This window comes from Vibrio sp. G-C-1 (genome assembly GCF_021728015.1).
Lineage (GTDB): Bacteria > Pseudomonadota > Gammaproteobacteria > Enterobacterales > Vibrionaceae > Vibrio > Vibrio splendidus.
Genome location: NZ_JAKKCR010000029.1, coordinates 1 through 11051, shown reverse-complemented (window position 1 = coordinate 11051; position 11051 = coordinate 1). Strand labels below are relative to the sequence as shown.

General features: G+C 43.9%; 13 protein-coding genes. 7 read left to right on the top strand and 6 right to left on the bottom strand.

From position 1 onward, the window contains the following. Nucleotides 1-200 precede the first annotated feature (200 nt). Both truC and L3V36_RS23645 read right to left on the bottom strand, forming a co-directional pair. Entirely contained in the window at nt 201-950 is a 750-nt protein-coding gene (gene truC, locus L3V36_RS23650; RefSeq protein ID WP_029406022.1) for a tRNA pseudouridine(65) synthase TruC, read from the bottom strand. Further along, the gene (locus tag L3V36_RS23645) at nt 950-1264 is read right to left on the bottom strand and encodes a YqcC family protein (protein WP_102447342.1); all 315 of its coding nucleotides are present in this window, start codon (nt 1262-1264) and stop codon (nt 950-952) included. Before L3V36_RS23645 ends, truC begins: the two co-directional genes overlap by 1 nt. A gap of 87 nt (nt 1265-1351) precedes the next feature. Between L3V36_RS23645 and L3V36_RS23640 the strand changes: the two genes are divergently transcribed. Both L3V36_RS23640 and L3V36_RS23635 read left to right on the top strand, forming a co-directional pair. Continuing rightward, nucleotides 1352-2392 (top strand): DUF3549 family protein, encoded by a 1041-nt coding sequence (locus tag L3V36_RS23640; protein WP_017079398.1) that lies wholly within the window; start codon nt 1352-1354, stop codon nt 2390-2392. 98 nt (nt 2393-2490) lie between these two features. Continuing rightward, nucleotides 2491-2799, top strand: a complete 309-nt coding sequence (locus L3V36_RS23635; protein ID WP_004734358.1) for a DUF3301 domain-containing protein — start codon at nt 2491-2493, stop codon at nt 2797-2799. Here the strand turns inward: L3V36_RS23635 and L3V36_RS23630 are convergent. Beyond that, entirely contained in the window at nt 2765-3283 is a 519-nt protein-coding gene (locus L3V36_RS23630) for a GNAT family N-acetyltransferase (protein ID WP_102573235.1), read from the bottom strand. The two genes, L3V36_RS23635 and L3V36_RS23630, sit on opposite strands and share 35 nt — an antisense overlap. Before the next feature lie 768 nt (nt 3284-4051). Here L3V36_RS23630 and L3V36_RS23625 point away from each other — a divergent pair. From L3V36_RS23625 to L3V36_RS23615, 3 genes are all read left to right on the top strand, one after another. Further along, the gene (locus L3V36_RS23625; RefSeq protein WP_102447345.1) at nt 4052-4336 is read left to right on the top strand and encodes a hypothetical protein; all 285 of its coding nucleotides are present in this window, start codon (nt 4052-4054) and stop codon (nt 4334-4336) included. Nucleotides 4337-4425: 89 nt separating this feature from the next. After that, nucleotides 4426-4869 carry a YaiI/YqxD family protein gene (locus L3V36_RS23620; RefSeq protein ID WP_004734361.1) on the top strand — a complete coding sequence of 148 codons (444 nt, stop codon included), beginning with the start codon at nt 4426-4428 and terminating at the stop codon, nt 4867-4869. Nucleotides 4870-4986: 117 nt separating this feature from the next. After that, complete coding sequence (locus tag L3V36_RS23615; protein WP_017095537.1) at nt 4987-5742, top strand: MipA/OmpV family protein; 756 nt, start codon at nt 4987-4989, stop codon at nt 5740-5742. A 105-nt stretch (nt 5743-5847) separates the two neighbouring features. Here L3V36_RS23615 and L3V36_RS23610 read toward each other — a convergent pair whose 3' ends face one another. The 3 genes from L3V36_RS23610 to L3V36_RS23600 all read right to left on the bottom strand — a co-directional run bounded on the left by L3V36_RS23610 (nt 5848) and on the right by L3V36_RS23600 (nt 8209). Then, entirely contained in the window at nt 5848-7434 is a 1587-nt protein-coding gene (locus L3V36_RS23610) for an AbgT family transporter (protein WP_102447346.1), read from the bottom strand. Nucleotides 7435-7821: 387 nt separating this feature from the next. After that, on the bottom strand, nt 7822-7947 hold the full coding sequence (gene ykgO, locus L3V36_RS23605) for a type B 50S ribosomal protein L36 (RefSeq protein ID WP_081008126.1): 126 nt from the start codon (nt 7945-7947) through the stop codon (nt 7822-7824). 1 nt (nt 7948) lies between these two features. After that, a complete protein-coding gene (locus tag L3V36_RS23600) occupies nt 7949-8209 on the bottom strand; it encodes a type B 50S ribosomal protein L31 (protein WP_054541634.1) in 261 nt (86 codons plus the stop codon). A gap of 123 nt (nt 8210-8332) precedes the next feature. On the opposite strand from L3V36_RS23600, the gene tsaA reads away from it, so the two are divergent. Then, a complete protein-coding gene (gene tsaA, locus L3V36_RS23595; protein WP_065681352.1) occupies nt 8333-9028 on the top strand; it encodes a tRNA (N6-threonylcarbamoyladenosine(37)-N6)-methyltransferase TrmO in 696 nt (231 codons plus the stop codon). A gap of 101 nt (nt 9029-9129) precedes the next feature. Beyond that, nucleotides 9130-10845 (top strand): proline--tRNA ligase, encoded by a 1716-nt coding sequence (locus L3V36_RS23590; RefSeq protein ID WP_102462291.1) that lies wholly within the window; start codon nt 9130-9132, stop codon nt 10843-10845. The last annotated feature ends 206 nt before the right edge of the window (nt 10846-11051 follow it).

Here is an 11051-nt window from a genome sequence, read left to right as displayed (position 1 = left end):
CAGAATGAAGATAGGAAAGTATGATTCGGCATGAAAACGGTAGTTTGTGTATGATTTTTGTTTGGCGACTAAACCATATCACTTACTACCGTTTTTGTTTTTAGTTCCCGCTAATCCGCGATGAACCATTAAAAAGGGCTGATATCACTATCAGCCCTTTGTTTTTATTCTATTTTCTATGTTTACTAGACGCCTAGTCTTTACTTAGACGACCGTGCTTCAGCATTCACTAAGCTGGTATCCCACTCAAAGGTTTCAAACAACCTTAGCCACGTTTCATCTAGGCTGGCCTTCATTACTAATTCTTTCTTTGTAAAAGGATGAATGAAACGCAACTCAGAAGCGTGCAACAACAAACGGTGCGAATCTAAATCATCGCGGAACAGTCGGTTGTGCTTACCATCACCATGTGAAGTATCGCCAACGATTGGGTGTCTTAGATGAGCCATGTGACGACGCAGCTGATGTTTACGTCCTGTCTTCGGCATCATCTCAACTAAGCAATAACGACTGGTAGGAAAACGACCTGTTGAATACGGCACTTCGACTTTCGCTAACGGCTCGTAAACGGTGACGGCTTCTTGTGGTTCTTTATCTTCTTTTGCAAACTTATCGGCGATCTTATCCAGTTCAACCTTAAGCGCATAATCGAGCGTGTCGCCCTCTTCTATCCAACCACGAACAATCGCATGATAGGTTTTTTGCATCTCATGGTTAGCGAACATCGGCATCACCTGTGAAGCAACCTCGCTCGACAACGCAAACACCAACACACCAGATGTCGGTCGGTCTAAACGGTGTAATGGAAATACATGCTGACCAATTTGATCACGCAGTGTCTGCATAACAAATTGAGTCTCGTGTTTATCGAGCCATGAGCGGTGTACTAGCATGCCGGCTGGCTTATTCACCGCGACAAAGTACTCATCTTGATAAATGATCTCTAACATTACGCACATACCTCATCAATACTCTGAATCGTCACTAGCAGTTCAGCTTTTTCTGCCTCATTTTTCCATACTTCACCAAAATAAGGATGAATAGCAAAGCCTGTAGGTAGGCTCATTTGTGCATCCATCATTGCATTGATCTTAACGATGAAGATCCACTGCAACCACTCTTCTGGCTGTAGCGAGTCAATCGCAAAAGGTTCAACGCTCGCCAGAGCTTGAGCCGAAGGCGGAAGAGCACCCCATAGAGAACATTGGCGCATTTGTTGTTCTAATTGTTGAAGTAAAAGAGGTAACTTTGTGGCTGCTGTCATTTTTCACCAAGTTATTTATCTAGTGACCTTGAAATTGGGGCATAGAGTACCATCTATTTAGGAAAGAAAGTTAGGAGCTTTATTACTATGGAAACGATTCACACGCTCACTCAGTTGCTAAAGAATAGCGGTTGCCAATACGATATCTACGACCTCGGTCGCCGTATCCAGAAGATCGACAACACCCTATTCTCTGATGTTGAGCAGGGGAAACAGCCATACCCGTTTCCACTTCAGAAACAAGCTCACTTAGCCATTAGCTACTGGAACGAACACAAACAGCCATGGATTTGGTTTCTAAAATTCAAGCTAGACGAAAGAGGCCTACTGCATCAAGGAGATGTGGGGAATTTTCTTAAGTTTGTTATCGAAGCAATGGGCACGCGTTTGAACGGTGATATCAGCGAAGAGCAACAACAAAAGCTGTCAAACAACCCTTATACCTTCAAACCTTCAGAAGACAAAATGGCCGTATTCCATAGCCAAGTAAGAGCAGGTTTAGACCTCGCGACGAGCCAATATTACGAGCACGCTCAGCATTACTTCACTGGTGAGCTTGGTTGGGATAACTGGAAAACGGTTGGCTTACAAGGCATTACAGATATGTGCGCGCGTTTAGGCAGCCAACAAAACGGTGTCTCTATTCGTAAAGCCATCAATAAGCTGCCATCAGAACCGCTATACGCGACGTTAGGTGCGCTTGAGCATACACAAATCAATGACAAACTCGCGCAACGCTTACAAGAGCTTGCAGAGAATGAGATCGCTAGTAAAGAGCCTGATTTGTTCTTACTTTCAGCTTTGGTTCGTGCCCTTTCCGGTGCAGAACAAGGGATCGCGAATAACATCATTAACCAAGTTCTGGCTAGCCCACGCTTGAGCCACCAAGAAGTGTTGATTGGTTTAGCGGGTCGCAGCTGGCATGCGCTACAAGACCCCGCGATAGCTGAGCAATTCTTGCTACGTCTCGCACAAACGGGCAATCAAAACCTGTTCAATCAGTTATTTGCAGATTTAGTGATGATTCCGACACTAAGAATGGTATTTTTACCCTTGTTGAATTCGAACCCATCACCTGAGCTCGCAAACGCATTGATTGAGTTACAACAAGCGGCTAAGTCTCAATAACGGACTGACGACTAACCCAAGAACTGGTTTGCTCTATAGCTCGTTGAAATACGCTGTAATGACAATTGGAATAGAGATAAAAAGGAAGTATGGATTAAATGATAGATAACTTATTGGCTATTTTGATGCTGTGCTTCTTTTGCTTTTTCTTTTGGCAGCAGCGCAGGCAATCAGAGCTTGCGAAAACTGCCATTGCGAGAAAATGTAAAGAGCTCGACTTGCAACTATTAAGCGTTGCCTTCAGTGGTCATAAATTTAAGATGCGCCATGAGCTAACCACCATTTGGCGCTGGCACACTGTGTACCAATTTGAGTTTTCAGCATTGGGTGATGATCTGTACCAAGGAAAACTGACTATGGTCGGCTTCCGCTCTATGCGGTTTGAGCTACAGCCTCATAGAATGTAACGTCGCAAAACTCGGTATAACTATATTCATGATAAGGGCCAAACTGATCTTGTTTGGTCTCTTTAAATGCAAAGCCTAACTTTTCGAGTAACTTAATCGATGGGTTATGACCGACATTAACGGTCGCAACCACATTCGTTAAGTGCTCTTCAAAACACACCAAACTGAAGAAAGGTTTTAGCACTTCGCTAGCAAGGCCTTGATTCCAAAACTCCTTGTCTAGAATAAATCCCAGTTCATGCTTCCCTTCCTCAGACGAAACAAACAAATGTCCAAGGTATTCACGGGTTTGGTTATGGATAATGGCACGACAAAACCCAACGTTGTCGTTCAATATTTCTTGAAATAGGTGTTTTGCAGAGGCAATAGAGTGCGGCCCATTCATTTCAGCACGATTAATGGGGCAGCAATTCAACTTGATAAAGTCGTGTTGTAGCTGTTCGGTATAAGGTACCAACAGCGTTCTTGAGGTTGCTATCGTCATAAAACACTCCTTGTGTTGACTATTAGCAGAAAAGCAGATGTCGCGTTCTTAGATAAAAGCTCCTGAATTAAAGAGAGCCCCTAGATAGAGAAAAGCCTCAGATAAAGAAAAGCCCCAACACCGAAGTGTCAGGGCTAGGGTCTTACTCGCAGCAGTCCGGCTACTAATAAATGCTCCATGCATCATCCATAATAGTGGCTGTAATCCTTCAGCTCTTTCCTTTACTTCGCCGTCCTAGCGGTGTCCAATCATCCTGAAAGCTAACAATCCTAGTTAGCGCACATCACTTGTTCCGTGAGCGGTGTCCTTTACATCGTCCTGATGCTAATCCAACCCTTTAAATCCTAAAGGTGTCCATTGTCATTCCGTTGCAGCTAACTTCCTGTTAACTGGCTGTATCCCTACAATGTCCTTACGCTCCATGCTTGACTACTCAATCCTAAGTAACCAAATCTTCATCCTGAAGATAACCAAATCCTTGGTGCTTTCCTGTTCCGTGTCAGAATCCTTCCGACAAGGTTTAATTTACGCGATTTAGGATTTTGGACAATAGATTTGCATCACACTTTCAATCCAATAAAGTTGTTAATTATATAAAACAAATAAAATTCAACACCTTAGTCATATGCACTTAAATCTCGCTAGTGATGTATTCGTGTTATCTCACAGCCTTTGTAAGAGATCTCTCACAAGCTATGGGCGGTTTTATGATTCGCTATCATTCACCGGAGCGAGTAAAATGACCAAAGACTAAAAATGGAGGTCAACATGCTGACAAAAGATGTGTCTGAAGAGTTGAAATCAGTGCTTGAAGGACTGCAAGCACAAGGGAAAGAGCCGACAGTTGCTTTAGTTAAAGCTCGTATGAGCACATCCGTTCCGATGCCAGCTTTAATCATGACTATCAAAAGCTGGAAAAGCGCCAATCGCGTCCCTAAAGTGGAAGTCGTGACACAAGAAGAGCCGACACTTGATCGTGTTAGCCAACTGGAAAAGCAAATCCTTGAACTTACCGCTCGCGTTGCCACGCTTGAAGCCAAATTAACTGAGTAATAAGTTAACTGAGCAATAAGTTAACTGGCCAATAAGGCAACTGAGCAATAAGTTGACCGATAAATAAGCTAACAGAGAAATAGAACACTATGAAGATATGGGTTGATGCGGACGCTTGTCCAAAGGTTATCCGTGAAACAATCGTACGCGCAGCTGAACGCACAGGGGTCGAATGTACCTTTGTCGCGAACCATTTGGTTCCCGTACCCAAGCGTAATAACATTCACTCAATTCAAGTTCCAAGCGGATTTGATATTGCAGATGATGAAATCGTAAAACGCACTGAACCCGGCGATCTGGTGATTACCTCTGACATTCCTCTGGCGGATGAAGTGATCACCAAAGGTGCTCTTGCTTTAAGTTCTCGCGGCGAGCTTTACACCAAAGAAACCATCAAAGCGCGTCTCAATATTCGAGACTTTATGGACACTATGCGTTCAAGTGGCATCCAAACTGGCGGACCAAGCACCCTTTCTCAAACCGACCGTCGTGAGTTCGCAAACCACCTCGATCGCCTGCTAGCTAAACGCTAACCGCAGTATTTGAATGACGACAACTTTAGAAGTCGTCTCTTAACTGCTGTAGCCCAGATGAAATTTTAATCGACATACTCCGTTCTTAATATTTATTACAATAACGGAGTATTGCTTATGATTCGCCAAATAGCCCTCTCGCTATCCATTCTTTTTGGTAACACCCAACTTTCTTTTGCTGATGAAAGCTTTGCCGATGAGCACTTTACTGATCAAGAGTACGGAATCATCGGAGGCAGCATCACCTATGGTGAAAGTGTTTTCTCGACTAAAAATGCCCCTCAATTTGGCGCGACACCCAACCTATTCTATTCAGGACCGAAAGGCTTTATCGATGGTAGCTTAGCCAATTGGCAACTGCTGCCTTACGTAGGGTTATCTGGAAATTGGCGCTTTGCTGAAGTGTCAGACACCTTCGTTGACCTACCTAACGGCATTCAAGACAGAGATGGCAATGGAGAGCTGGGGATAACCTTAGGAACGGTAGGCGCACGCCTCACCTACTTACACGATGTGACTTCAGAACATAACGGCTACGAAGTTCAGCTTCACTTAGGCAGAACGTTAGAAACCTGGACACAGCAATTCACCATTACGCCCTACCTAGAAGTCGATTATCGTGACAAGAAACTGTCCAATCACCTGTATGGTATTTCTAACACCGAATCTTCTGCCTCAGGGTTAAATCAGTTTGATGCGGGTTCGACGTTTGTTTATCAAGCAGGGTTAATCGGGCTTTATGAGTTTACGCCAACTTGGATTGGTATCGCACGCGCAGACTTGATTCATCACGACAGCGACAGCGCGTTGATACAACGAGACTTGGGCTGGTCATTCGAACTAGGCGTTACCTATCGGTTTGCGGGATTGTAAGTTTACTGACTCAAACAAAAAGAGCCTACATCAATGCAGGCTCTTTGGTATCTCGTCTTTTATTCAGTTGATAAGCGAATCGAAATGTTCGCCTATCACCGTTCACTAAGGCGTGTAGTACGTTGCAGCGCCTGGACCTACTGGTAGACCAAATACGAATACCCATAGGTAGAACAAGATGCTCCAACCGAACATGAATACCATTGAGTAAGGCAACATTGTCGCGATCAGTGTACCGATACCTAGGTTCTTCATGTAGCGAGTTGCTACGGCAAGGATAAGACCGAAGTAGCTCATCATTGGTGTAATGATGTTCGTTGTTGAATCACCGATACGGTAAGCCGCTTGAATCGTTTCAGGTGCGTAGCCTACTAGCATTAGCATTGGAACGAAAATTGGCGCTGTTACTGCCCACTGTGCAGAAGCTGAACCGATCATCAGGTTAATGAATCCACACATTAGGATGAATGCGAAGAACAACATTGGACCCGTTAGGCCAATATCCTGAAGGAATGTTGCGCCACCTACAGCGACTACTTGACCAAAGTTCGTCCACTTAAAGAAAGCAACAAACTGCGCAGCAAAGAATACAAGAACAATGTACATGCCCATTGAAGACATAGACGTTGCCATTGCATTAATCACATCACGGTCATTCTTCATTGAACCCGTAACTTTGCCGTAAACAAAGCCAGGAATAGCAAAGAATACAAAAATAAACGCGACGATACTTTTCAGGAATGGAGAACCTGAAATCGTACCTGCCTCTGAACGTAGAACACCGTCAGCAGGAACTACAGTCCAAGCTAAAAGAGCACTCACGATTAATACAGCAACACCCGCTAGCTTAAGGCCTTTCTTCTCAATAGCAGTAAGCTTACCCATTGAGTCATTTGAAAGATCTTCAGATGCGTCTTCATCGTTATATTTACCTAACTTAGGTTCAACAATCTTCTCTGTTACCAATGCACCGGCAATCGAGATAAAGAAGGTCGAAACAAACATGAAGTACCAGTTTGATTCAGGGCCAACAGAGTAAGAAGGATCAAGCATTTGCGCCGCTGTTTCTGTAATACCAGAAAGCAGTGGATCAACCGTACCAATAAGTAGGTTTGCAGAATAACCACCAGATACACCAGCAAATGCTGCTGCTAGACCTGCTAATGGGTGACGACCCAATGAGTGGAAAAGCATTGCTGCAAGAGGGATAAGAACTACGTAACCCAGTTCAGATGCCGTGTTAGAGATAATACCGGCAAATACCACGGTTACAGTAACCATGCGCTGAGATGCGCCCATTACCATGCCGCGCATTGCCGCAGATAATAGACCTGAGTGTTCAGCTATCGCAACACCTAGCATTGCAACAAGCACAGTACCAAGTGGCGCAAAGCCAACAAAGTTCGAAACTAGATTCGTTACGATGAGTTGTAAGCCTTCAGCATTAAGTAAGCTTACAACGTGGATCATGCCATCAGCAGCACGACCGCTAGCACCTTCTGGGCGAGGATCCATTACAGATACTTCGAAGTAACCAGCAATTCCTGAAGATACTAGGATTGCGACACAGAAGATTGCGAAAAGAGTGATTGGGTGGGGTAAAAGGTTCCCCAAATATTCAACGCCATCGAGAAAGCGGGTAAAAACTGGTTTCTTTGGCGAGTTGTTTTTTATTGAAGCTGATGAACTCATCAGTTCCCTCCTTGTAGTGATTCCTGTGCAATTGTGACAAAAATGTTCAAATTGCCAGCGCAGAGTACGCGACAAAATTATCAATTAGAAATTCAAAATGTTACAAAATGTGTAACAAATGGCTACTTTTAACTCTATAAGAACAATTAATTAGCAAATAAATCTACATTAAATACAAAAACTAGATTTATAATTCACAAGAACACATTCACTACAAAAATAACTGGCGATATAACTCATTGATTCATTTAAAAATAAAACACAGCATACGCTAATTTAACACGCGATATTCTGCAAGGTTCCTCTCGAAGGAAAAGAAAAACAGACAAATGAATGAAGTTTGACTTTCCCCTCGTTTTTACACTCGTGTCACATCAATTTGACTGACTATTTTTGAACCGCTTTGAATCTCGGGTTGGATTTACAGATGACATAGTGACGGCCTCTGCGCTTTACTATTTGGCAATCTGGATGACGGCTTTTCGCACTTTTAAGTGATTTTATAACTTTCATTCTATTTCGCTCCCTTACCTAATTGACCAAAGCGACGAGTAAAGTTAGCAACACGTCCCTCTTTATGTAGCACTCGCTGTTTACCCGTATAGAAAGGGTGCGACTTTGCAGACACTTCAATCGTGAAATAAGGGTAAGTATTGCCATCTTCCCATTCGATAGTGCGGTCTGTTTTCAGCGTAGAGCCTATTAAGAAGTACTCATCAACGCTGGTGTCATGGAACACCACTGTGCGGTAGTCAGGGTGGATATTCGGTTTCATTGTATTTCCCTAAATAATTAAATTGATACGTTATAACATATCAAATGATAATTATTATCAAAAGAAAAACAAGCGATTTTATGATATTTTTCCGTCTTAACTGAAACCAGAGAACACCTTGCTATGTACACCATTAAACCTGTTGGCTTTATTGAGTCTCCTTATAAAGAGAAGTTCGCTGTGCCAAGACAGCCTAGGTTAGTACCAACATCCACCTCAAGAGTCAGGTTGGTTGACGCAGCAAACTGCCTTGAGTCTGTTCGAGATATTGAGCAATTTAGCCATGTGTGGTTGTTGTTTTTGTTCGATAAGAACCTTGAAGCAGGCTGGAAACCAACCGTGAGGCCACCTCGCCTTGGCGGCAATGAACGTATTGGTGTCTTCGCGTCTCGTGCCACATTCAGACCCAATGGAATTGGCATGTCTGCGGTTGAACTCAAAGGTGTATCTCAAGAGAAAGGGCAGACTTGGTTGGATCTTGGCAGCGTCGACTTAGTAGACGGCACACCGATCATCGACATCAAGCCTTATATCCCCTACTCAGATTCGATCCCGGATGCATTGGGAGGGTTTGCCGCCGATGAACCAGAAGTGCTCGACGTTAACTTTTCGCAGCAAGCGCAAAGTAAGCTCGCAAGCCATCCACAAGCGCGCCATATCATTCAGGTGATCAAAGAAGTATTAGGCCAAGATCCTCGCCCTGCCTATAAGAAAGGTAAGCCTGACAACAAGGAATATGCGGTAAATTTGTTCGATCTTAACGTGAAATTCGTGGTTGAAACGCTTTTCATCAATGTAACTGACATTGAACGCTTTTGAGATCCCAAATAGGCTGATATTATATGCGGCTATATCAGATTTGCTGTGGTCACTCACTGCAGCAAATTTTCTTTTATCAATGATGAAACGGATACCATAGAATGCGTACCAGTAACTACCTTCTTTCTACTCTGAAAGAGACTCCAAACGACGCAGAAGTTATCAGCCACCAGCTGATGCTACGTGCAGGTATGATCCGTAAGCTAGCTTCAGGTTTATATACTTGGCTACCTACTGGTCTACGTGTACTGCGTAAAGTCGAAAATATCGTTCGCCAAGAGATCGATAATGCAGGTGCCGTTGAAATCTTGATGCCCGTAGTTCAACCGTTTGAGCTTTGGGAAGAGACTGGCCGTTCTGAAAAGATGGGCCCTGAGCTACTTCGTTTCACAGACCGTCACTCTCGTCCGTTTGTTCTTAGCCCAACAGCTGAAGAAGTAGTGACGAGCCTAGTACGTAACGAGATCAGCTCTTACAAACAGCTACCTCTAAACCTGTACCAAATCCAGACTAAATTCCGTGATGAACGCCGCCCTCGTTTTGGCGTAATGCGTGCACGTGAATTCTCTATGATGGATGCGTACAGCTTTGATATCGACAAAGAAGGCTTAGAAAAGTCTTACCAAGCGATGCACGATGCTTACTGTAAAGCATTCGACCGCATGGGCCTTGAATACCGTCCAGTATTAGCAGACTCTGGCGCAATCGGCGGCAGCGGCTCTCAAGAGTTCCACGTTCTTGCCGAAAGCGGCGAAGACCTAATCGCATTCTCTTCTGAGTCTGATTACGCAGCGAACATCGAGAAAGCAGAAGCACTAGCTCCTACTGAAGAAGTTGCAGCGCCTACTCAAGAGATGGAACTTGTTGATACGCCAAACGCAAAAACAATCGCAGAGCTTGTAGAACAGCACGGTCTAGCAATCGAGAAGACCGTTAAGACTCTATTCGTTAAAGCTTCTGATGAAGTAGATGCAGATATCATTGCACTGATCATCCGTGGTGATCACGAGCTTAACGAAGTGAAAGCAGAGAATCTTCCACAAATTGCTTCTCCGCTAGAGATGGCTTCTGAAGAAGAAATCCGTGCACTTGTTGGTGCAGGCCCTGGTTCACTTGGCCCTGTTGGCCTAGAGCTACCATTCATCGTTGATCGCTCTGTTGCTGTAATGAGCGACTTTGGCGCTGGTGCAAACGTAGATGGTAAGCACTACTTCGGCATCAACTGGGGTCGTGACGTTGAGCTTGCTCAAGTTGAAGACCTACGTAACGTTGTTGAAGGCGACCTTAGCCCATGTGGTCAAGGTACTATTCAGCTTAAGCGTGGTATCGAAGTTGGTCACATCTTCCAACTGGGTAACACTTACTCTAAAGCAATGAACTGTAACGTGCTTGGTCCTGATGGTAAGAGCGTAATCCTAGAAATGGGTTGTTACGGTATCGGTGTTTCACGTGTTGTTGCATCGGCTATCGAGCAAAACCACGATAAATTCGGTATCACTTGGCCAGACGCACTAGCGCCGTTCCAAGTTGCTATCGTACCAATGAACATGCACAAATCTGAGCGCGTTAAAGAAGCAGCTGAGAAGCTATACGCTGAATTAACAGCTATGGGTATCGAAGTACTATTCGATGACCGTAAAGAGCGTCCAGGTGTTATGTTTAAAGATATCGAGCTTGTGGGTATTCCTCACACTATCGTTATCGGCGATCGCAGCATGGACGAAGGTAACTTCGAATACAAAAACCGTCGTACTGGTGATAAAGAAGTTATCGCAATGGACACGGTTATCGAGCACCTTAAAGCTCAACTAGCTTAGTATTAAGTAACTGAATAAGTCTGTATTGACTAAATAATTGGTTACTCGCTAGATAAACATTGAAAGGCTGCCATTAGGTGTAATGCCGATCAGTTAAAGCCAAAGCGATCGGTTGAAGGATCCTTCAGAGCTGTCAAAATCCAAGTGTATTTAATGCACTTGGATTTTTTTATGGATGTTTCTCAAGCTCTAAACATAATTAATGA